This is a genomic window from Candidatus Dadabacteria bacterium, assembly GCA_026706695.1.
Taxonomy (GTDB): Bacteria; Desulfobacterota_D; UBA1144; order Nemesobacterales; family Nemesobacteraceae; genus Nemesobacter.
Window position 1 is genome coordinate 1 of record JAPOYE010000013.1, and the last position, 21,442, is coordinate 21,442.

Consider the following 21,442-nt stretch of genomic DNA (forward strand, 5'->3'; position numbering starts at 1 on the left):
CTGGGGGTAAAATTGCAGTAGTGTCCCCAGCGGGGAACAACGGAAAAATTGATTTGTCCAGTGAAAACAGAAAGTTAGCTCATCCCTTATACTGGAAGTTCAGTTTAAACAAAGCTCTTTATGTCTTCAAGGCGGATTTCCGAAACACTTTTTCTGAAGATATCGGCCTGAGGGTAATCTTCTGGAGCTATTCTCGGGTCGGGCACTGCGATACAACGCATGCCGGCCTCTTTTGCTGACACAATGCCGTTTATGGAATCTTCAATCGCAACGCATTCTTCAGGACTGACCCCGAGACGTCTTGCGGTTTCAAGGTATATGTCGGGATGAGGTTTTCCTCTTTCCACGCAGTCTCCCGAAACTTTTATTCTGAAAATGTCCGAAAGAGAGAATTTTTTGAGAACAAACTCTATTACTTTCATCGGGGAGCCCGAAGCGAGAGCCGCTTTTATGTGTCTCTCCGCGCTTAGAGTTTCAAGGATCTCGGGAATCCCATCGACGAGTTTGAGTTCCTTTTCGTAAAGTTCGAGAAGGATATTAAGACGGGTCCGAAGAATTTCCTCTGGGGATTCATCAAGGTCAAAAGTTTCTTTTAGAAGTTTTACGGAGTCCTTCTGATTAAGACCCATTATCTTCTTTCTGTATTCCTTTCTGTAATCTTCATTGCCCGCAAACCCCTTTTGCTTGAGCATAATAGACTCGCTTTTCTCCCAGAGGGGTTCGCTGTCTATTATGACTCCATCCATATCAAATATGACTGCTTTTATCAATGGACCGGATAAGTGTTGGATAACTGCCTTCCGCATTGCAGAAGGCAGTTATCCGGAGGATTGAGACAATCTCACAAAACGCTGGTTTTTTCCTAGAGCAAATCTTTTATCTTGTCTTCCAGAGACTTCTTGTAAGCATCAAGATCTATCTGGATTCTGGAAACGCCGGTTTCCATCGCGGCTTGCGCGACCGCAGCTGACTCCCATACCAGAACCCTGGGATCAAATGGTTTCGGGACTATGTAGTCCGGACCGAACTCAAATTTCTGGTCTCCGTAGGCTCTGGCCACTTTATCCGGTACGGGTTCTTTTGCGAGTGCAGCGAGGGAGTATGCTGCAGCAACTTTCATTTCGTCGTTTATTTTTGTCGCTCTTACATCAAGCGCTCCTCTGAAAATAAAGGGAAATCCCAAAACGTTATTCACCTGGTTTGCGAAATCGGACCGGCCCGTAGCGGTTATTACGTCGCTTCTGGCCTCCTTCGCTTCTACGGGGAGTATCTCGGGGTCGGGATTAGCCATGGCGAATATTATGGGATTTTTCGCCATGTTCTTGACGTCTTGCTGATTGATGGCTCCGCCATTTGAGAGTCCGACAAACACATCGGCCCCGACCAGCGCATCCCCTATGGTTCTTTTGTCCGTATCGACAAGAAATCTTTCTTTCTGGGGATTAAGGCCAGCGTTTCTTCCCTCGTAAATTACGCCCCTGCTGTCGCACATTATTATGTTTTCCCTTTTTGCTCCGAGGGCTATGAAGAACTCTGCGCATGCGATTGCGGACGCTCCGGCGCCATTAAAGGCCATTTTGAGCTCGCTCATCTTTTTCCCGGTAATCTCACAGGCGTTAAGAAGTCCAGCACCCGATATTATAGCGGTCCCGTGCTGATCGTCGTGAAAGACGGGTATGTCCATCTCTTCTTTCAGCTTATCTTCTATGTAGAAGCATTCAGGGGCTTTTATATCTTCAAGGTTAATACCGCCGAAAGTGGGCTCAAGGTATTTTACGGTCTTTATGAATTCGTCGGGATCATCAGTATCTATTTCAATGTCGTAGGCGTCAACGTCTGCGAACTTCTTGAAAAGCACCCCTTTTCCTTCCATCACGGGTTTTCCCGCGAGAGCTCCCAAGTTTCCGAGTCCTAGTATTGCGGTGCCGTTCGAAGCTACCGCAACCAGATTTCCTCTGTTGGTGTATTCATAAGAGAGATCCTTGTCCTTATCTATTTCCCTGCAGGGCTCGGCGACTCCAGGAGAGTACGCAAGAGAGAGCTCCCAAGCCGTATCGCAGGGCTTTGTTGGTAGGACTTCAAGTTTTCCTTTTCTACCGCTTCTATGATATTCAAGAGCGGCTTCCTTCATTTTTTTATCGCCTTCGCACATTTCTTGACCGATCCTCCATCGGGTGTTTTAAAATGAGACGTTAATTATATACAGAGATAAATTTTGTGCAATCACGCCGGGAAATCAGCAGCAACCGCAGGACGATTGCGAGCAGCTTCCTGAATCCTCGCTCTCGGAAATTTCAAGGCTCCCGTTGCTGCTGCCAAGTCCGAAAGTCGAGAACTGTTTTCCAATGTTCTCCGAATCGCAAATCACACACTTTATGGTTTCGTCTGAGTCAAGCACCAGAACTTCGAATTCTTCTCCACAATCAGAGCATTCATATTCGTATAAAGGCATTTTTACCTCCAGCTTAGCGGTAACAAATATAAGAAAGTACTGGACTTCCTGACTTTCATCAAAAGATAAATCTATATGACAATTTTATTTTTCAAAAGCTTTTTCTGAGTTTTTTCATACTGTTTTTTCTATCATCAAGTGGCAACAGCTTGTGGGTTTCTCCAAGCAACATGTCCAGTAAAAAAATGTCCACCCTAAGAATTGACTGCAGGAACTCTGTATCGCTTGGTCTCACTTCATGCTTGCTTTGGGTGTTTTGTCGCAAAATTCAGAAAAAATCTTTTCTTGCCAACTCTGCAATAGGACATATTTTAATAACAGAAAAGTCGCATCCCGCATGCCGTTTCTGCTGAATGCGCATCCCGATAATTTTATATGGATCTGCCATGCCGGACATAAATGAAGTTGGAACAACCGCGTTTGCCGTAGCCTGTTACAGGGAAATGGAAAAAACCCGTGAACACCGAGTGTTCAGCGACCCGTACGCCCACTGGTTTGTTACGGACGAAATAAGGGAAAAGATCAACAGAGTAACAAAAATTCTTCCGGAATCGATTGAAATTCTCCGTTACCGCTTCTGCATACTGGATGAAATCACAAGATGCGAGATTCAATCTGGAATAAAACAGATTGTCATACTCGGCTGCGGGTTTGACATGCGTTCCTTGGTCTTTCAGACCGAAGGAGTGCGTTTCTGCGACATTGATCAGCCGGCCCTTCTGGAATTCAAGCACAAGGTTCTTGAAAGTCACGGCGTTACGCCATGCCCGAGCATACCATGCAACTATCTTGAAGTTGACCTGCCGGAAGAACTCATCAAGGCGGGCTTTGACATCAACTCCCCGATACTTTTTCTTTGGGAAGGAAATAGCATGTATCTTCCCCTTGAACTGATCCATAGTTTCTTTGACAGTTTGTGTGCCAGAATTGCTTCGTTCAAAATCGCTTTTGACTACTATCCGTTGAGCGTCATTAACAGGACCTACGAAAACCCTGAGGTTATTAGGGCAACTAATATGTTTCAAGAAACTTTCAACGTGACTTGGGTAACCGGGTTTGATGACCTAAGCGTTTTTGAAAAGCGCCACGGCATGAGGGTAGAGGAATCGAAGGAACTGCTGGAAGTCGGGAAACGAGTCGCCCCGGAAGCCGTGGATTCCGTTGCCGCTTTTGCCGGCGTGTACAGCTACGGAATCCTGAGCTACGGAGATGTGTAATCCGAGATGTATCCGATCTAGATTTTGGCTGTTTCTGTTCTCTCCGCGACGCAGGTCAGAAAATACTGTTCCTAAGACAATGCGCGTACAGAAACTCTATTTATGTGTGTTGCCGCAAGGTCCTTAAAACCTTTTCCAGAAATCTATTCCCACTGCGTCAAATATTTTCTGACCGTAGATATTTAAGTAGTGAATCTCGTTTGAAAACATCATTATTCCCATGATTACAAGTCCCGAGCCTATCGCGTACTTATAATACGGATAATACCTTCTGACGCTGCTAAAAGATCTCATGGCGCTGTTAAACGCAAGACCGACCAGCATGAACGGTATGCCGATCCCGAGTGAGTAAACCGCGAGCAGCCCAACCGCGTTTAGCGTTCCTTCCACTGTGCTTGCGTAGAGGAGTATGGATCCGAGAATAGGTCCTACGCAAGGCGTCCAGCCAAAGCCGAACGCCAAGCCGAGAATATAAGTTCCGAGAAGATTTCCCCTTTCCCGCGGAAGGGAGATTTTATGTTCTCTCTGAAGAAATGGGACCTTTACGATCTCCATTACGAATATTCCGAAAAGGATTATGAATATTCCGGCTATTCTGAGCAAAAAAGTCTTGTTGCCAGAGATCATCCCCCCAAGCTGGGAGGAGAATGCGCCCAAGGAGATAAAGACAGTTGAGAATCCCAGGATGAAGACAAGACTTGGTACGATCACCCTTGAGAATTTGGGCAGGTTTCGAGTGTCTGAGAGATCTTCGTATGAAAGATGCGTTACTACCGATAGGTAGCCCGGCATAAGCGGAAGAATGCAAGGAGAAAGAAACGCGATCACCCCGGCGAAAAAAGAAGCAACTATTCCCACATCCAGAATTTCGGAACTCATGCCGGTTTCCTTTCTTCGTTTTTCTCAGTACGGATTTTTTGGCCTTTCAAAAGAATTTGCTCCAGTCTGCGGGCGAGTTTCATGTCCCTTGTCATTATATCCTTTATGCTTATATCTTTTTCCTCGTCAATATCCGAAAGTTCTCTCATGACAGCGTGGCGCAGACCGCTTTCCCTAATCCGTCTTTCGGTCTCCTTAAATACGCGGGAAGTGCTCCATTGCATATCCTGAAAAACCGCGTCCGTTCTCCTGCATAGCCCGAGGAGATAGTATCCCCCGTCGGTTGCCGGACCCAGGACCGCCTCAAATTTCCCTCCCGAGAGCAACGAAAACGCGGTTTCCACATCTTCTTCGGTTATCATCACGCAGTCCGTGCCTATGATGACGACATTTCTGAATCCTAGGGAAAAACATTTTTCAAACGCCCGGGACATTCTCTGTCCGAGAGAACCTGTCCCCTGCGCGAAAAAAAGGGTTTCTTTGTTTCCCAGCCACTCAAAAACTTCTTTTTTCCTTTCCTTGGGACTATAAAAGAGAAAAGTCGTCCAGTTCTTTGAACCCGAAAAGGAGTCGGCGACGAAACTTGCCGTTTCACGATACAGTTCCACGGCCTTCTGTTCCCCTATGTCTTTTCCCAGACGAGTCTTTACTTTTTTTGTCTCCGGATATTTAAGAAAAACGATCAGGGCGTTATCGTCTTTTTGCGACATGGAAATTATATACAGAATTACCCATAGGATAATCTCGTATCAATTTCACGGTTCGCAGGGACTGTGTTAATACCAGAACCCTCCTCGTGCAGTCGCGCCATTCCCAGACGCCTTATGTTAATCGCTGCATTCGTGTCTGCGTTGGACACGTAGCCACAACTCACACATAGGAACCGTGCTTGGGTTTTACGGTTCTCTTTATCTGTATACCCGCATTTGGAGCATTTCTGACTTGTATACGCGGGATTTACTTCTATTAGTCTCCCGCACTTATACTCAAGATTCCTTCTAAGCCCTCCGAAGGCAGTATCCAGCATTGCCTTGTTAAGCCCAGCCTTCTGCCTGACGTTCTTTCCGGGATTTTCTGTAGTACCCTTTGCGGAAGCGGTCATGTTCTTTACCTTGAGATCTTCTACAATTATCGTTCCGCACTTGTCCGCAATCTCCTTCGTGGTCTTGTGAATCCAGTTCCTGCGGATATTGGCTATCTTTCTGCTTAGCTTAGCAAGTTTCTTCTTTGTGTCCTTCCTCCTGTTTGACCCCTTGGTTTGCCTTGCTATCTTTCGCTGATACCATCTCCTTCGCTTTTCTTTTTTCTCCAAATCCGGCAGGAAGTAGAAATCTCCATCTGAAGTGGCTATCTGGCGTGCGTTCATGTCAACTCCGAGAACCTCTCCATCGTCCATCTTTTCTTTCATCTCAACTTCATAGAAAACAAAGGCTCTCCATCTGTGCCCGTCATGGCGAAGCACTACCTGCTTCGGTGTACCGTTCTCCCAGAGATTGCCACCCCGGCGGGTAATCTTTACCCATCCCACTCCTTGAATACGGAGAAGTCCATATTTTCTGCTCAGTTTCCTTATCCCGAATTGCCCCGTACTGGGAAGCGTGAAGCTAGGAGCGGTTCTCTTTCTACTTCTAGGCTTCGGGAATCCCTTTTTGCCCTCCATCGCCCCTTTCAGTGTGTCCGCAAAATACTTGAGGGTATGCTTGACAGGGTTGGCGGGGAGTTCCCGCATCCACTCCGTCTCATGCCTCAATTTCGTGAACTCTAAGCCGAGACTGAAATAACTGGTTTGTGGTCTCTGCCCCTTACCGTTTCTGAATGCCTGGTAGTCAGCAAGATTCTTCTCCCGAAAATGGTTCCAAACGTACCGGCAGGCTCCGGCTATACGAAACATCTTCTTCGCCTTAGCCCTAGCGATAGGGAGAACGACAAACTCTACAGTGCGCATTTCTTTAGTCATTGCAGCATATTATACTCAATCGTCTTGGTGCTTGGGTATATAATTCCCTGCGGCATTCCCTAAAGCCTCGGAATCAGGATGCCGTCTGGCCGCCGCAGCTGCTTCCGGCCCCCGCGGTGCATCCGAAACAGTGAACACCGAATCTTATCTTTCTGTTGATCACTTGACGAAGGTCGAAGTTGAATATGGTCAACCCCCCGTTCCCGTTTCGGCACTGCATCTCAAGCATCTGGTTAAAGTCGCAGTCGTAGATTTTTCCGTCGTGGCTTACGCTGATCAGGTTCCGGCACATTATGCCGTTTACGGTTTCAGGATTGAAAGCGTTTACAAGCTTTTCGATGTATTCCTCGTAGGCGTTCTGTTTTCTCAGTTCCTTCTCAAACCTGTTAATCGGCATATTGGTCAGCGTGTATAGCTTATCGAACCGTATCCCGTAGTTCTTTTTAAGTTTTGCCTTAAAGTCCGCTTCAAGGCTCATCTGGTCCGGGGGAAGAAAAGTCCCAACGGGGTTATATACCAGGTTAAGTTTCAGTTCTCCGCCCCCGTAGCCTTCGCTGTTAAGCATTCTTAGGGATTCTATGCTTTTTTCGAAAACTCCTTTCCCCCTCTGCTTGTCCGTGAAGTAGCTGCTGTAATATGGAAGCGAGGATATGACTTCGACGCGGTTTTCGGCAAAAAACCTTGGTATGTACGTTTTTTCCTCTCCCGTCCGGGGGTTCCCGTCGAGAGTAACGGTCAGGTTGTGTCTTACCATTACGTGTTTGCCAAGACTTCTGGCCTCCCTTACGAAGTAGTCAAAATGGGGGTTTAACTCCGGAGCTCCTCCGGTCAGGTCAAGATTTTTGATGCAGTCGTTTTCACTAAGTATTTCAAGACATCTTTCTACGCCCTTAATGCTCATCTGCTCACTTCTCCAGGGCGAGGCATCCACGTGACAGTGAGTGCAGGCCTGGTTGCAAAGTTTTGTTATATTCACCTGCAGGGTTTCAACCGTAATAGGGTCGATATCGAGACCTTGGTCGATCAGTTTGCGGGAAAAATTATGATTCTCTGTCTTCGTTTTTTCTTGGATCATGACGTATCCTTCAGGAGTTTCCGCTAACTTGTTCCGCGGCAGGTTCTCTTCCCGTTTGTGTTTCTAGAGGGCACGGTTTTTTTTCAGCGTGTTATGCATCTGGATCGCATGGATGAGCTTTATGCCGGCCGACATTGAGGCGGCGACATGTACGGCTTCAGTCATCTGCTCCGGATCCGCTCCAGTCTCAAGGCACTGCGTAGTGTATGCGTCTATGCAGTAGGGACATTTTTCGGTATGAGCCACGGCCAGGGCTATGAGCGCCTTTTCCCTTTTCGTAAGCGCCCCTTCCTCGGCGGTCGCGGAGTTGTAGTACTCGAAAAACTTGTCCATGAGGTCTTCACTGAACTCCCCGATCTCGGGAAATCTCTTGAGATCCTCGGGGTTATAGTAATCCATCTTTCTTTTTCTCCCGTCTGTGTGTTATTCGCAGACTCTTTGTATAGGCTTCTCCCGGCAGTAAAATACCATAACCATATCTCACAAATCGGGGAAACGGAATGATAAAAGCGGTCATATTCGATTTTGACGGGGTTATAGTCGACAGCGAGCCCCTGCACCTCAGAGCCTTTCAGAGAACTGTGGAAACTCTCGGATTAAAGCTCTCGACCACCGACTATTACTTGCGGTACCTTGCCTGCGATGACAAAAGCTTTTTCAGGAGGTTTCTTGAGGATAACGGACAGCGTTGCACGGAACAGGAGATTGCCCGGCTTGTCAGAGAAAAAGGCATCCGTTTTGAAGAAATGATGGGGGAGGGCATAAGAATTTTCCCGGGGGTCGTCGAGTTCCTCGAGGCCATCCGGGGCAAATTTCATGTGGCGATAGGTTCCGGTGCGTTAACCGAAGAAATCAATCTCATACTGAGGAGCAAAAATCTTTCAGAGTTTTTCGGTTTTATAATAGGAGCCGATAATACGGAAAACCCAAAGCCGTCCCCCGAGGTCTACCTTAAATGTCTTGAGAGGCTCAGAAGAGATTACGACGGCACCATAACGGCCGCCCAGTGTGTTGTGTTTGAAGATTCTCCCCACGGTGTTTTAGCGGCCAAAAGGGCCGGGATGAGATGCGTCGGTATTTCTAACTCGTGTTCCGGTGACGAACTTGGGCTTGCCGACCAGGTTACGGAAAGCTTTTCCGAGATCATTGACGATTTCCCCGAGATGTTCTAAACAGGGATCTGTTTTAATATCGATACGCCAACTTGAGCCTGTATGGCGGTAGTGGTATATTTTCTGCCCGAGTGCGTGGGGCACACCCGGTATTGAGTTCACTGCGTCTCCATGCGTTCATATACATCCCGACGTGTTAATTTTGGAGAGAAAATATGGATAAAAATCAAGACACCGGAAAGTGCCCGGTAAACCACGGCACAACCCGTTCGAAGTTGACTGGCAGCATAGCTAACCAGAACTGGTGGCCGAATCAGCTCAATCTGAAAATCCTTCACCAGAACTCTTCTCTTGTGGACCCTATGGGCGAGAAGTTTGACTACGCGGCGGAGTTCCAGACCCTTGATCTTGAAGCGGTGAGACAGGATCTCTACGCGCTTATGACGGACAGCCAGGACTGGTGGCCCGCGGACTACGGTCATTACGGGCCGCTTTTTATCCGTATGGCCTGGCACAGCGCGGGAACCTACCGAATTCACGACGGACGCGGCGGAGCACGATCCGGTACGCAGCGGTTTGCGCCTCTCAATAGCTGGCCCGACAATGCGAATCTCGACAAGGCCCGCAGGCTTCTATGGCCGATAAAGAAGAAATACGGCCGCAAAATCTCCTGGGCGGATCTTATGATTTTCGCTGGCAACTGCGCTCTTGAGTCCATGGGGTTTAAGACGTTCGGTTTTGCCGGCGGGCGCGAGGACGCATGGGAGCCGGAAGAGGACATCTACTGGGGCCCCGAGACCGAATGGCTGGGAGATGAACGTTACAGCGGCGATCGCGAACTTCACAATCCTTTTGGCGCCGTGCAGATGGGACTTATCTACGTCAATCCCGAAGGACCCAACGCCAAGCCTGACCCGCTTGCCGCGGCGCACGATATCCGCGAAACCTTCGGGCGCATGGCTATGGACGATGAAGAAACTGTCGCCCTGATTGCAGGCGGACACACATTCGGCAAGTGTCATGGTGCCGGAGACGCGGCCTGCGTTGGTCCCGAGCCAGAGGCTGCCGACATTGAGGAGCAGGGTCTCGGATGGACGAACAAGCATGCGAGCGGACACGGCCCTGACGCCATAACAAGCGGTCTTGAGGGCGCATGGACGTCCAATCCGACGACGTGGGACAACGGCTTTTTCGACATGCTTTTCGGTTATGAGTGGGAACTTACCAAGAGTCCTGCGGGCGCCTGGCAGTGGACGGCAAAGGATGTGGATGACAAGGATCTTGCCCCCGAATCAGACGGATCCGGAAAATGGGTTCCAACGATAATGGCGACCACTGATCTCTCGCTACGCATGGATCCTGTGTATCAACCGATCTCGCGCCGCTTTCACGAAAATCCGGATGAATTGGCAGAGGCGTTTGCAAAGGCGTGGTACAAGCTTACCCATCGCGATATGGGTCCTTACCCTTGCTGCCTCGGACCACTGGTTCCGGACGAGTCTCAAATCTGGCAGGACCCGGTGCCAGCTGTTGATCATGAACTTGTTGAGGCAGAGGACATCGCGTTTCTGAAAAAAGAGATGCTTGACCAGGGACTTTCGATTCAGGAACTGGTTCGGGCGGCATGGGCTTCAGCTTCCACTTTCAGGGGCACCGACCGCAGAGGAGGCGCCAACGGTGCGCGTATCAGACTTTCTCCCCAGAAGGGCTGGGATGCCAACGACCCCGAAGAACTCAGCAAGACGTTGTCTTCACTGATGGCCGTTGGGGAGCGTTTTAACAATGCGCAGACAAACGGAAAATCCGTTTCGCTTGCGGATCTTATAGTGCTCGGCGGCTGTGCCGCAGTCGAAAAGGCGGCGGAAGCCGCGGGGTATTCGGTGAATCTTCCCTTTACGCCTGGCCGCACGGACGCCACTGAAGAGCAGACAGATGCGGCCGCCTTTGACGTGCTTGAACCGAAAGCAGACGGCTTTCGCAATTATATTGCGGCCGGCGGTCGGCAGCAGTCGCCGGTGGGGCTTCTGGTTGACAAGGCGCACCTGCTGACGCTTACCGCGCCTGAGATGACTGTGCTGCTCGGCGGCATGCGGGCACTCGGTGCAAACGCCGGAGGTTCGCAGCATGGACTGTTTACAGACAGGGTCGGGACCCTGAGCAATGATTTCTTTGTTAACCTGCTTGATATGTCGACTGAATGGGGGCGTTCTGCTGATTCTGAAGGGGTCTATGAAGGCCGCGACAGAGCGACTGGCGAGATTAGATGGACCGCTACCGAAGTTGATCTCATTTTCGGGTCCAACTCACAGTTGCGGGCGCTTGCGGAGGTTCACGCGTGTGATGATTCGGAGGAAGCTTTTGTGCGGGATTTTGTTGCTGCCTGGACCAAGGTTATGAATCTTGATCGTTTTGATATTTCCTGATTCCGAATCAGGGGAATATCAAAAATTGCAGGGCGACAAGTGCCGTTTTAATATCGAGGTTTTTGCATTTATAATTTGATATCATGAGTGGGAAGTTGTTTGTGATCTCCGGTCCGTCGGGAAGCGGAAAAACAACGATTGTCACCCGTGTTCTGTCAAACGTGGAGAACCTCCGTTTCTCTATTTCCTACACAACAAGATCAATGCGTGCGGGAGAGGTCCGCGGGGAGCACTACGAGTTTGTTTCTGGAGAAGAATTCCAGAGCATGATCAAACAGGGTTTCTTTGCCGAGTGGGCTGAGGTGCACGGAAATTTTTACGGCACGCCGAAGGCTGAAATAGAAAAATGGATCAAAACGGGTGTTGACGTCATTCTGGACATAGATGTTCAGGGGGCAAAAAGGCTGAGGGGCGTGTTTGACGATGCAGTCTTCATATTTGTTGTCCCGCCGTCTCTAGAGGTTCTCGAGCAAAGACTAAGAGACAGAAAATCGGAGGAAGAGGGGGACATCTCCACTCGTCTCGGAATTGTCAAGGAGGAAGTGGCCTGCTCGAAGTGCTATGATTATATTATAATTAATGATGAGGCGGATATTGCGGCTAGGAGAATTGAGGCCGTCATCCTTTCGCAAAGACGAGGGGATAGCGAAGATTCCCGCCAGCGGATGCTCGCCGCTACTCGGGACTCGAAGACGGAAAATGTGTACGGCCCCGTTTTTCTTAGGAGATTCGGCCTTAAGTGAGGTGTTTGCGCTGCTGTGATCAGGCTAAACGACATCATTGACAAGGTTGCTTCCTACTCGGATATCGAGAACGAAGATCTTGACTTCATAAAAAAAGCCTACGTGTATTCGGCCAAGGTTCACTCCGGTCAGAAAAGAGTTTCCGGGGAACCGTACCTGAGTCACCCCCTTGAGGTTTCTTCCATACTCGCGAACTTGAAACTTGACGTCCCCTCCATAGTTACCGGGCTTCTTCACGACACGATAGAGGACACTCTTGCGACTCGCGAGGAAATCGAACGGAATTTCGGAAGCGAGATAGCTTTTCTCGTCGACGCTACCACGAAAATAAGCCGTCTTCCCCATGTCTCCGATGTGGAAAAACAGGCCGAAAGCTTCCGCAAGCTGATACTCGCCACGGCTGAAGACATAAGGGTTGTGCTGATAAAACTCGCCGACAGGCTGCACAACATGAGAACGCTCCAGTATCTGCCTGAGGAAAAGCAGAAAAGGATTGCTGTTGAAACCATGGAAATTTACGCGCCGCTTGCTCACCGCCTCGGAATGAACTGGATATCGGTTGAGCTGGAGGATCTGGCGTTTAAGTTCTCTGAGCCGGGTGAATACGAGCGTATTAGCCAAACCGTGTCTGCAAAGAAAAAAGATTGGGAAAAGTACACGACTGAAATCGTCTCGCTCATCAACGCCAAGATGAAAGAATTTGAAATTCGCGGAGATGTCTCGTGGAGATTCAAGCATTTATACGGTATTTACAGCAAGATGAAGAAGGGCAATATAAGCCTGCGCAATATTTATGACATACTGGGTTTCCGGATCGTTACTGCGAGTGAAAACGAATGCTACCAGGTCCTGGGAGCGGTGCATTCCTTGTGGAAACCGATTCCGGGGAGAATAAAAGACTACATAGCCCTTCCGAAGGCCAACAACTACCAGTCCATTCATACTGCCGTGATAGGGCCCTTCGGAGAACAGATGGAGATCCAGATACGAACTGAGCGGATGCACCGAATCGCGGAATACGGTGTTGCCGCTCACTGGAGGTACAAAGAGGGAAATTCTATTGAGAACGGGAACGACAAGATCTACTCAAATCTCCGTCATCTCGTCGAGTTAAAAGACATAAAGGACTCGACGGAGTACATAGAAGCCATAAAAGGAGAGCTAATACTGGATGTTGTGTACGTTTACACTCCCAATGCGGACCTCCTTGAGTTTCCCGTGGGTGCAACTCCGGTTGACTTTGCATATTCAATTCACACCGACATAGGCAATCACTGCTCCCAGGCTTTTGTTGACCATAAACTTGTTCCTCTTAACTACAAGCTTCAAACTGGAGACATGGTGGAAGTGGTGACTTCCAAGAACAGGGCTCCTAACAGGCAGTGGCTTGATTTTGTCGTTACCTCAAAGGCTAAAAACAGAATAAGGAGCTGGCTGAGGCAGGAGGAAAACCGCAATGCCGAGCAGATTGGAGAGGCAATAACTCACAGGAAACTTGCGGCGAAAGGGTTTAACCTGCGCCACTTGCGAGAGAAGAAAAAGTTTGAGGAATCTCTGGCGAAGCTTCAATTCTCGGGAATAAAGGATTTTTACAGGGCGGTCGGATTCGGCAATGCCGCGGTAAACGATCTTCTCAAGGAGATGCATCCCAGGAAATTCGCCGAAGGCACCGAGAAAAGCGAAAGAATAAAAAGCATAGTGAACAGGATGTCCAAGGACGAGTACAAAGACGCCGTGCTCGTCAGGAGATATGACAACATACTCATAAAGTTCGGCAAGTGCTGCAACCCGGTTCCCGGGGAGCAGATAATAGGCTTCATAACCAGAGGCAGAGGGATAACCGTGCATGTCTACAATTGCCCCAAGTTGCTTGAGGTAGACCCTGAAAGGAGAATAGAGGTTGCCTGGAACGACGAGTATTCGGGGCGGATACCAATTGGTCTTTCGGTTAGGTGCGAGAACAGAAAAGGTATCCTCTCTGAACTGACAAGCACGGTTTCGGGACTCAATGTCGACATTGTCAGCGCCGATGTGAGCGAAGATGAGACTGGACAGGGAGATGCGAGGTTCGAGGTAGCGGTGGAGAATATCAAGCAACTTGAAAAACTCATTGAATCGCTTAAGAATCTTGGGGGAGTGATCTCGGTTGAGAGATTAACGGAAACCTCACACCACCAGCCGAATGACCTGAACTAAAACGGCATTCGCGTGCATTCGGACATTTTTGCCATGATCATAGCCTGGGTCAAAAAAAAGCTCGCCATAAGAAGTTCAAGAAAGCTTGCGCGTGCTGTAAGAGGCATCATCCGGAAAAAGGGGAGATTCATGGCTCCCAGGGAAGCTGATCACGCCGAAGCAAGGATACTTGCCTGTGAAGAGGCGATAGAAAGGGGTTCCCTTCACGAGATAAGGGCGTCAAGGAAAGCCCTTCGGATTTTCTTTGAAGACAACCTCAGGTCCTACGGCAAATCCGCTCTGCGACAGAACGCAGAAGCTATAGTGATAGCGGTGGCTCTCGCTCTGGCGATAAGAGCCTTCGTGTTTCAGCCTTTCAAGATTCCTTCAGGTTCAATGCTTCCGACGCTTCTTGTGGGTGATCATATATTGATAAACAAGTTTGTCTACGGAACAAGAATTCCTTTTACCAACAAGATGTTTTTTCCTTTCTCCGAAATTGACCGCGGCGACATCATAGTCTTCAAACTCAGCGGGGATAATACGACAGATTTCCCCATGCCCGGTAAAGGGGCTTTCTACGTAAAAAGAGCCGTGGGCATTGCCGGGGATGAAATAGACATAAGCGGAAGGGACGTCCTTATAAACGGCAGAGCCGTGGAGCAGACCTACACCGGGAACTACGAGTATCCGGACCAGAAATTCTTTTCTGTTGCCGACAGGTACGAGCAGTCGCTCTCCGGGAAAAATTTCAGCGTTATATATAAAAAGGGGAACAGTTCCACGACAAGCGGAAAAATGAGCTTTCCCCTTGTTGTTCCCAAGGGCAGGATTTTCGTCATGGGCGATAACAGGGACAACAGTTACGATAGCAGATTCTGGGGATTCGTGCCGGTGGAAAATGTTTACGGCAAGGCATTTATGATTCACTGGTCGTGGAATCTCTCTAACCCGGGTTTCGCGGATAAGGTAAGATGGAATAGAATTTTTTCGGGAATAGAATGAGCTTGCCGATTGTTTTCTGGAAAAACGGTGTTGAGGCATTTTCAGCGGTCACCATTACGGGCAATTCCCTCTGCGCGAAAAACCTGTTTTCAATAACCGCTCTACGGTGTATCCTCTTTGCGGATTATGGAGACTAAGAAAAAAACACAACCGATTGAGGACAGGGCCGAAAGTTTTTTCTCCGGGATCATAGACGACATACCGCCCGAGAGACTAAGCAGCCTTATTGTCATAGGGATAAAGACAAGAGGGGAATATCTGGGCAAGAGGCTCGTTGAGCGTATAAGCGAGCGGACTGGAAAGGATGTTACCTTTGGAACGATCGATATTACTCTCTACAGGGATGATTTCGAGAATAGAAAAAACTGGCCGCGACTGCGCAAAACCAGTATCCCCAACGACGTACAGGGGAAAAACATAATACTTGTTGACGATGTCCTCTACACTGGCCGTACTGTGCGGGCCGCAATAAATTCAATCATGGATTATGGAAGGCCGGCCTCGGTCAAGCTAGCGGTGCTCGTGGACAGGGGAGGAAGGGAACTCCCCGTGCAGCCCGACTATGCGGGAATCAGCATCGAAACGCTGGACGACGAAATGGTCAACGTTTACCTGGAAGAAGTGGACGGCAGGGAGGAAATCGAGATAATCAGAAAAAATGGCGTTTGAGAAGAAGCACATACTGGGTCTTGGAGAACTCTCGGCCGAGGAAATTAAGATTATTCTCGACACCGCGGAGTCGATGAAGGAGATTTCCACCAGGGACGTAAAGAAGGTTCCGACTCTTAAGGGAAGAACCGTAGTGAATCTCTTTTTCGAACCCAGTACCAGGACCCGATCGTCATTTGAAATCGCTGAGAAAAGACTCAGTGCCGATGTTCTCAATTTTTCCGCTTCGCAAAGCAGCGTTGTAAAAGGGGAGAGCCTTTTGGACACTGCCAGAAATTTCGAGGCCATGGGCGCGAGCATAATGGTTATAAGGCATGGAATGTCCGGTGCGCCCTTTGTCCTGGCCCGCGAGATAAACGCCTCGGTAATAAGTGCCGGGGACGGCTCCCACGAGCATCCTAGCCAGGCCCTTATTGATATTTTCACCATAAGGGAGAAAAAAGGAAGAATCGAAGACCTTGATGTGCTTATCGTTGGGGATATTCTCAACAGCAGGGTGGCCAGATCCAATATATTCGGCCTCCGCAAACTCGGAGCGAGAGTTAGGATAGTCGGGCCGGCAACCATAGTTCCCGAATATTTCAGGGATATGGGGGCGGAGATCTTTTATTCGCTTGAACATGCTCTTGAGAATGTGGATGTGGTGATAATGCTGAGGGTTCAGAGCGAGCGGAAGACCCTTGAATACTTCCCCTCGTTGAGGGAATACTCGGGGCTTTACGGACTTACCAGAGAGAAACTCAGGCTTGCGAAACAAGACGTGATAGTGATGCATCCGGGTCCGATTAACCGGGGGGTTGAGCTTACTTCGGAGATAGCTGATGACCCGGGGGCCGTTATACTTGAGCAGGTGGCAAACGGAATTGCCGTGAGAATGGCCATGATATATCTTGTTGCCTTGGGAGAGAGCTTATAGATGGGAGTGCTCATTAAAAACGGCCGCGTTATTGACCCTTCACAGTCTCTCGACATGGTCTCGGACATATATGTCCAGAAAGACAGGGTGAGGGAAATATCAGAGCGTATAGACACCCCGCGCAAGTCAGACACAGTAATAGACGCCAGCGGGCAGATCGTGGCCCCCGGATTCGTGGATATTCACGTACACCTAAGAGAACCGGGCTACGAACACAAGGAGACGATAAAGACGGGTTGTCTTGCCGCCGCCGCGGGTGGCTTTACCTCCATAGTGTGTATGCCCAACACAAATCCCATAAACGACAATGCCTCGGTGACAGAGTACATACTCTTAAAAGCCAGAACTGAAGGCATAGTCAATGTGTTTCCCATAGGAGCGATAACCAAGGGGGAGAAAGGAAAGGAACTTGCAGACATAGGCGAGATGTGCGAAGCCGGGTGCGTGGGCATTTCCGATGACGGGATGCCGGTCACTGACTCGGGACTTATGCGAAAGGCCATGGAGTATGTAAAGCCCTTTGGGATTCCGGTTATCACGCATGCCGAAGACACCGGGCTTTCCGCGGGCGGCGTTATGAACGAGGGTTTCGTTTCAACCGAACTTGGCCTTCGGGGAATTCCCGCCGCTTCTGAGGAGGTTGGGGTAGTCAGGGACATAATTCTCTGCGAGCTCACTGGCACTCCTCTTCACATCTGCCATGTTTCCACCAAGGGTTCGGTAAGGCTTGTGCGGGCAGCGAAAAAAAGAGGCGCGAAGGTTACGGCGGAGGCGACTCCTCACCATTTCACTCTTACGGACAAGTTGGTATATGGTTACAACACCGATGCCAAGATGAATCCGCCGCTCAGGACCCAGGAAGACGTGGATGCTATACTGGAAGGCATTGCCGATGGAACAATTGATGTGATAGCCACGGATCATGCCCCTCACAGTCAGGATGAGAAAAACGTTGAATTTGACTTAGCACCTTTCGGCATAGTTGGTCTTGAGACTGCTCTCTCACTTTCGCTTGAACTGGTGGAAAAAGGAATCATTACTCTTGAGGAGATGATAAAAAAGCTTACTGTTGCTCCTTCAGAAATAGTAGGCATAGAAAGAGGGACGCTTGTTCCCGGCTCAATCGCCGATCTTGTGGTGTTCGATCCCGGCATGAGCCGTACGGTAAACCCTGAGGAGTTTTTCTCAAAGAGTGGAAACACTCCGTTTTCCGGGTGGGAACTCAAAGGAGTGGTAAGCAATACGATAGTTTCGGGGAAGGTCGTTTTCAGTCGCAGCTAGGTTTTATTCTTGCGATAGCCAACGGAAAAGAGATTCCAACGCAATGGAAGACAAGCAGTTTGAACTAAGAAAATCAAAGCTAGAAGAGCTAAGGGCAATGGGCATTGACCCTTATGCAAACAGTTTTACACCGGAGCATACCGCCGGAGAACTGCTCTCCCTGCATGCTTCGAAGTCTCCTGAAGAACTTGAACAGATGGAAGGGCTCTTCAGCTTGGCTGGAAGAATCGTTTCAAAGAGGGACTTCGGAAAAAGTGCTTTTTTTCATCTGTCGGACCGCACGGGGCGGATTCAGGGATTTATACAGAAAAACTCCATTGACGAGAAAACCTTTACGTTGTTTCGCAAGCTGATTGACGTGGGAGATTTTGCCGGTGTCCGCGGAGAGCTTTTTAAAACCAAGACCGGAGAGCTTACAATAAGGATCCGGGAGCTTTTTTTCCTCACAAAGGCCCTGAGGCCGCTTCCTGAAAAATGGCACGGTCTTCAGGATGTGGAGATAAGATACCGCCAGCGCTACTTGGATCTGATTGCTAACCAGAGAACCAGGGAGATTTTCAAGGCAAGGTCAAAGGTGATAAACCTGATAAGAAGGTTTCTTGACGAAAGGGATTTCCTTGAAGTGGAGACCCCAGTGCTTCACCCGATTGCCGGAGGCGCAACCGCAAAACCCTTTATTACTCATCATAATGCCCTTGATATGGACCTTTATCTGAGAATAGCGCCTGAGCTTTATCTGAAACGACTTGTCGTTGGGGGACTTGAGAGAGTTTATGAACTTGGAAGAACGTTCAGAAATGAGGGAGTGTCCACCAAGCACAACCCGGAATTCACCATGATTGAGTTCTATCAGGCTTACGCAACTTATGAAGACCTTATGAACCTCATAGAAGAGCTTGTCTGCTACGTGGTGGAAAATACGGTAGGAGACATGCTGGTTGAGTACGAAGATAAGAAGATAGATTGCAAGAGACCTTGGAGAAGAATTAACATTTATGAGGCCCTACGAGAGAAATTTGGTTCCGAAATAACTGAAGATGACCAGTTTCTCTTTGCAAAAGCGGATTCCATGGGAATAAGCCATAACGGGATTAAGGGGAAGGCTCTCACGGAGATTTTCGAGGCGCTTTTCGAGGATACTCTCCTTAACCCGACTTTTGTTTACGGTTTCCCGCTTGATGTCTCCCCGCTTGCCAGAAAAAACGATGATGATCCTGAAGTGGTTGACAGATTCGAGCTTTACATCTACGGAAGGGAGATAGCCAACGCTTTTTCTGAGCTTAACGACCCGATTGATCAGAAAAAACGGTTCACGGACCAGGTCGAAATGAAAAAAAAGGGCGAGGATGAATATCACGAAATGGATAACGATTACGTGTCGGCCCTTGAGTACGGAATGCCCCCGACGGCCGGAGCCGGTATAGGAATCGACCGTCTGGTGATGCTACTTACCAACTCCTCTTCCATAAGAGAAGTCATTTTCTTCCCCCACCTCAGACCTTAGAATAGCTCAAATGTGCTGACGACTTTGCTTTGTTGGTCGCTTCTAGTTGAGTTGGCATCCGTTTCCTTGAAACGTGCCCGAGAACCCTGCCGGGTTATCGAACCTGCCTCTTAGGTCACCGGTTTCTCGGTCTAACGTTCCGGTAACCCTTGTCCCATCGCTTGTAGTAGCTGACAGGACAGTTCCGGAAAGAGTGCCACTCAGATCTGCAGATATGTTATAAGCAATGTTATACGCAAATCCTGTTATCCTGCCCGAATCATTAATGTCAAAAGTGAAGACTCCATACTCGTCAGAACCATCACTTCGCCAATTCCCAGTAGCACGGTATACCGCATATTGACCACCACCGATTCTCCTGCCGGAGAAGCTGCCACTGATGCTTGGATCAAGAGGATATCTCCATTGACCTTCAACTGTATCCACAGAAGTAAAGCGGCCGTTGCACTCTGTTCCTTGATCCGTACTTCCGCTTGCGAATGCGGCATTCTGGTCATAGCTGATGGATCTTGTGCCTGTAAGTGTAATATAATCCTCCTGCTCAGTTAGGAACACCGAATTGTGGCTTCCAAATGATCTCTGGCGGTTGTCTCATCTGAAAAATCAGAAAAACTTTCATATTCTTCCTCTAAATCAGATCTTATGCTTTCCAGTTGTTGGTCAAAATCATCGGAATTGATTTCCAATGTCCAGTCTTTCGCCCGCGTCTGAACATCCTGCGAAATGGTTATACCGTTGGATAGTTCTGCGTCCTGGTCCAAAGAAGTAAGAAGACGTGCCATGTTCACTACCGGCTTGGAACTTGAACTGCCTTGCTCAACCAGGTCTACAGGGGTAACAACCGATTTATCTTTGGCTTCTCCTAATGTTACAGCTCCGACTGAGAACATAACGGTTTCTCCAACTTCGTAGGTAAACCTTCCCTCTGAATCGGTAACTCCACTCTGTCTTCCTGAGACATAGCTCAGCCCCGCAACGTTGGTATCTTTAAATTGACCCGTTGCAGTTCTGGCTGTGGGTCGTCGGTCACTTGGAGTGTCATTCCCACCACCTCCCCCGCAACCAACGACAAAAAACAAAACTGTGAAAAGAGACAGAACAACTCTCATAATGCCCTCCTAAACTTTCTGATCTCCGACACACGTAGGCGTCGGGCTCTGCTAGCAGTCAGAACAGTTTCAGACGCTCCGCCTATTTCCCCCAGAGGGGTGTTTTATTTAACGGAAAGCCCGACAAGCGGACTGTTCCAACTGCTAGCGATTGAAATTATAACAGAAAAGGAAGGTGTAAGGTAGCCTGTTTTGGGATACAACTTAACAACTCGAATCCAAGCTAATTGTCCTTGCGGGTCTCTTTTTCATGATGCTATGTATTAACTGAAAATGGGCTCTTGTTCCTACTGGTGGCAATTGACTTTGTTCAAATACTATTGATATTTATTGATCAGGAGAGGGAGCAGTGGCTAAGCTGAAAGAGGAAATTGCTGTTTACGAAAAAATGCGCAATGACTTGGAAATTGATCACTTTGGAAAGTGGGTCATTGTTTACAACAAGGAACTTGCTGGAACATACGACTCTTTTGAGTTGGCAGCTGAAGACGCTGTAAAACGTTTCGGTCGAGGTCCTTATCTTATACGGAAAGTCGGTGCATCACCCATAACACTTCCCGCTTCCGTACTATACCACACAGATAATGTCGTCGGTTGATTGCGGGTTCAGAGAACAAAATCTCTTGGTGCAGCTTGGTCCTACTCTAGGAGTAGGAATCGGTTTCGATCCGAATTATTCTCCAAATGGTGTGTCTCCTCCCAATTTACCGGAAAGACTCTGGCCCGCCTTGGTGGATGCTGGCGCAGGTGAGAGTTGTATTGATTCAACTCTTGCTGATGAGTTACAGCTCCCTGTTTTCGACCGAATAAGTATATCTGGAGTTCATGGAAGGTCGGAGCTTAATTTGCATCTTGCTCAGATTCACGTTCCCTCTTTGCAGTTTACTACCTATGGTAGGTTTGCCGGTGTTCACTTAATTTCAGG

Annotated in this window: 21 protein-coding genes; 11 read left to right on the forward strand and 10 right to left on the reverse strand. The window is 48.7% G+C overall.

The features are described 5' to 3' along the window. Positions 1-104: 104 nt before the first annotated feature. The 3 genes from OXG10_00830 to OXG10_00840 form a co-directional block, all read right to left on the reverse strand. A complete protein-coding gene (locus OXG10_00830; protein MCY3825917.1) occupies positions 105-806 on the reverse strand; it encodes an HAD family phosphatase in 702 nt (233 codons plus the stop codon). Between the two features lie 56 nt (positions 807-862). After that, a complete protein-coding gene (locus OXG10_00835) occupies positions 863-2,152 on the reverse strand; it encodes a malate dehydrogenase (protein MCY3825918.1) in 1,290 nt (429 codons plus the stop codon). Positions 2,153-2,236: 84 nt separating this feature from the next. After that, a complete protein-coding gene (locus OXG10_00840) occupies positions 2,237-2,452 on the reverse strand; it encodes a zinc ribbon domain-containing protein (protein ID MCY3825919.1) in 216 nt (71 codons plus the stop codon). A 386-nt stretch (positions 2,453-2,838) separates the two neighbouring features. On the opposite strand from OXG10_00840, the gene OXG10_00845 reads away from it, so the two are divergent. After that, positions 2,839-3,669: an SAM-dependent methyltransferase gene (locus OXG10_00845; protein ID MCY3825920.1), complete on the forward strand. Its 831-nt coding sequence runs from the start codon at positions 2,839-2,841 to the stop codon at positions 3,667-3,669. Positions 3,670-3,792: 123 nt separating this feature from the next. Here OXG10_00845 and OXG10_00850 read toward each other — a convergent pair whose 3' ends face one another. From OXG10_00850 to OXG10_00870, 5 genes are all read right to left on the reverse strand, one after another. Next, entirely contained in the window at positions 3,793-4,548 is a 756-nt protein-coding gene (locus OXG10_00850) for a sulfite exporter TauE/SafE family protein (protein MCY3825921.1), read from the reverse strand. After that, positions 4,545-5,258, reverse strand: a complete 714-nt coding sequence (locus tag OXG10_00855) for a TIGR04282 family arsenosugar biosynthesis glycosyltransferase (protein ID MCY3825922.1) — start codon at positions 5,256-5,258, stop codon at positions 4,545-4,547. The genes OXG10_00850 and OXG10_00855 overlap by 4 nt, the downstream gene beginning before the upstream one ends. Positions 5,259-5,275: 17 nt before the next feature. Next, positions 5,276-6,505, reverse strand: a complete 1,230-nt coding sequence (locus OXG10_00860) for a transposase (protein MCY3825923.1) — start codon at positions 6,503-6,505, stop codon at positions 5,276-5,278. 73 nt (positions 6,506-6,578) lie between these two features. Beyond that, positions 6,579-7,580: an arsenosugar biosynthesis radical SAM protein ArsS gene (gene arsS, locus OXG10_00865; protein ID MCY3825924.1), complete on the reverse strand. Its 1,002-nt coding sequence runs from the start codon at positions 7,578-7,580 to the stop codon at positions 6,579-6,581. A gap of 63 nt (positions 7,581-7,643) precedes the next feature. Further along, entirely contained in the window at positions 7,644-7,979 is a 336-nt protein-coding gene (locus OXG10_00870; protein ID MCY3825925.1) for an arsenosugar biosynthesis-associated peroxidase-like protein, read from the reverse strand. A gap of 101 nt (positions 7,980-8,080) precedes the next feature. Between OXG10_00870 and OXG10_00875 the strand changes: the two genes are divergently transcribed. From OXG10_00875 to lysS, 9 genes are all read left to right on the forward strand, one after another. Next, positions 8,081-8,752, forward strand: a complete 672-nt coding sequence (locus tag OXG10_00875; GenBank protein MCY3825926.1) for an HAD family phosphatase — start codon at positions 8,081-8,083, stop codon at positions 8,750-8,752. Between the two features lie 155 nt (positions 8,753-8,907). Further along, positions 8,908-11,115, forward strand: a complete 2,208-nt coding sequence (katG, locus tag OXG10_00880; protein ID MCY3825927.1) for a catalase/peroxidase HPI — start codon at positions 8,908-8,910, stop codon at positions 11,113-11,115. A 101-nt stretch (positions 11,116-11,216) separates the two neighbouring features. Further along, positions 11,217-11,858, forward strand: a complete 642-nt coding sequence (gmk, locus tag OXG10_00885; GenBank protein MCY3825928.1) for a guanylate kinase — start codon at positions 11,217-11,219, stop codon at positions 11,856-11,858. A 15-nt stretch (positions 11,859-11,873) separates the two neighbouring features. Next, positions 11,874-14,054, forward strand: a complete 2,181-nt coding sequence (locus OXG10_00890; protein ID MCY3825929.1) for a bifunctional (p)ppGpp synthetase/guanosine-3',5'-bis(diphosphate) 3'-pyrophosphohydrolase — start codon at positions 11,874-11,876, stop codon at positions 14,052-14,054. Between the two features lie 33 nt (positions 14,055-14,087). Next, positions 14,088-15,038 (forward strand): signal peptidase I, encoded by a 951-nt coding sequence (gene lepB, locus OXG10_00895; protein MCY3825930.1) that lies wholly within the window; start codon positions 14,088-14,090, stop codon positions 15,036-15,038. 126 nt (positions 15,039-15,164) lie between these two features. Continuing rightward, positions 15,165-15,707 carry a bifunctional pyr operon transcriptional regulator/uracil phosphoribosyltransferase PyrR gene (gene pyrR, locus OXG10_00900; protein ID MCY3825931.1) on the forward strand — a complete coding sequence of 181 codons (543 nt, stop codon included), beginning with the start codon at positions 15,165-15,167 and terminating at the stop codon, positions 15,705-15,707. Next, positions 15,697-16,623, forward strand: coding sequence for an aspartate carbamoyltransferase catalytic subunit (locus OXG10_00905; GenBank protein MCY3825932.1), 927 nt, complete (start codon positions 15,697-15,699; stop codon positions 16,621-16,623). The genes pyrR and OXG10_00905 overlap by 11 nt, the downstream gene beginning before the upstream one ends. Further along, a complete protein-coding gene (locus OXG10_00910) occupies positions 16,624-17,904 on the forward strand; it encodes a dihydroorotase (protein ID MCY3825933.1) in 1,281 nt (426 codons plus the stop codon). A 43-nt stretch (positions 17,905-17,947) separates the two neighbouring features. After that, on the forward strand, positions 17,948-19,408 hold the full coding sequence (lysS, locus tag OXG10_00915) for a lysine--tRNA ligase (GenBank protein MCY3825934.1): 1,461 nt from the start codon (positions 17,948-17,950) through the stop codon (positions 19,406-19,408). A gap of 42 nt (positions 19,409-19,450) precedes the next feature. On the opposite strand, the gene OXG10_00920 is transcribed toward lysS, so the two are convergent. Then, a complete protein-coding gene (locus OXG10_00920; GenBank protein MCY3825935.1) occupies positions 19,451-19,963 on the reverse strand; it encodes a hypothetical protein in 513 nt (170 codons plus the stop codon). Beyond that, positions 19,954-20,517, reverse strand: a complete 564-nt coding sequence (locus OXG10_00925; GenBank protein MCY3825936.1) for a hypothetical protein — start codon at positions 20,515-20,517, stop codon at positions 19,954-19,956. Before OXG10_00925 ends, OXG10_00920 begins: the two co-directional genes overlap by 10 nt. A gap of 349 nt (positions 20,518-20,866) precedes the next feature. Between OXG10_00925 and OXG10_00930 the strand changes: the two genes are divergently transcribed. Beyond that, complete coding sequence (locus OXG10_00930) at positions 20,867-21,115, forward strand: hypothetical protein (protein MCY3825937.1); 249 nt, start codon at positions 20,867-20,869, stop codon at positions 21,113-21,115. The last annotated feature ends 327 nt before the right edge of the window (positions 21,116-21,442 follow it).

Coding starts and splice junctions, on each gene's coding strand:
- OXG10_00840 (MCY3825919.1), bottom strand. CDS start 2,452: ATGCCTTTATACGAATATGAATGCTCTGATTGTGGAGAAGAATTCGAA.
- arsS (MCY3825924.1), bottom strand. CDS start 7,580: ATGATCCAAGAAAAAACGAAGACAGAGAATCATAATTTTTCCCGCAAA.
- OXG10_00910 (MCY3825933.1), top strand. CDS start 16,624: ATGGGAGTGCTCATTAAAAACGGCCGCGTTATTGACCCTTCACAGTCT.
- OXG10_00925 (MCY3825936.1), bottom strand. CDS start 20,517: ATGAGAGTTGTTCTGTCTCTTTTCACAGTTTTGTTTTTTGTCGTTGGT.
- OXG10_00830 (MCY3825917.1), bottom strand. CDS start 806: ATGCGGAAGGCAGTTATCCAACACTTATCCGGTCCATTGATAAAAGCA.
- OXG10_00845 (MCY3825920.1), top strand. CDS start 2,839: ATGCCGGACATAAATGAAGTTGGAACAACCGCGTTTGCCGTAGCCTGT.
- OXG10_00850 (MCY3825921.1), bottom strand. CDS start 4,548: ATGAGTTCCGAAATTCTGGATGTGGGAATAGTTGCTTCTTTTTTCGCC.
- OXG10_00875 (MCY3825926.1), top strand. CDS start 8,081: ATGATAAAAGCGGTCATATTCGATTTTGACGGGGTTATAGTCGACAGC.
- OXG10_00905 (MCY3825932.1), top strand. CDS start 15,697: ATGGCGTTTGAGAAGAAGCACATACTGGGTCTTGGAGAACTCTCGGCC.
- OXG10_00860 (MCY3825923.1), bottom strand. CDS start 6,505: ATGACTAAAGAAATGCGCACTGTAGAGTTTGTCGTTCTCCCTATCGCT.
- lysS (MCY3825934.1), top strand. CDS start 17,948: ATGGAAGACAAGCAGTTTGAACTAAGAAAATCAAAGCTAGAAGAGCTA.
- OXG10_00855 (MCY3825922.1), bottom strand. CDS start 5,258: ATGTCGCAAAAAGACGATAACGCCCTGATCGTTTTTCTTAAATATCCG.
- katG (MCY3825927.1), top strand. CDS start 8,908: ATGGATAAAAATCAAGACACCGGAAAGTGCCCGGTAAACCACGGCACA.
- OXG10_00870 (MCY3825925.1), bottom strand. CDS start 7,979: ATGGATTACTATAACCCCGAGGATCTCAAGAGATTTCCCGAGATCGGG.
- pyrR (MCY3825931.1), top strand. CDS start 15,165: ATGGAGACTAAGAAAAAAACACAACCGATTGAGGACAGGGCCGAAAGT.
- OXG10_00835 (MCY3825918.1), bottom strand. CDS start 2,152: ATGTGCGAAGGCGATAAAAAAATGAAGGAAGCCGCTCTTGAATATCAT.
- lepB (MCY3825930.1), top strand. CDS start 14,088: ATGATCATAGCCTGGGTCAAAAAAAAGCTCGCCATAAGAAGTTCAAGA.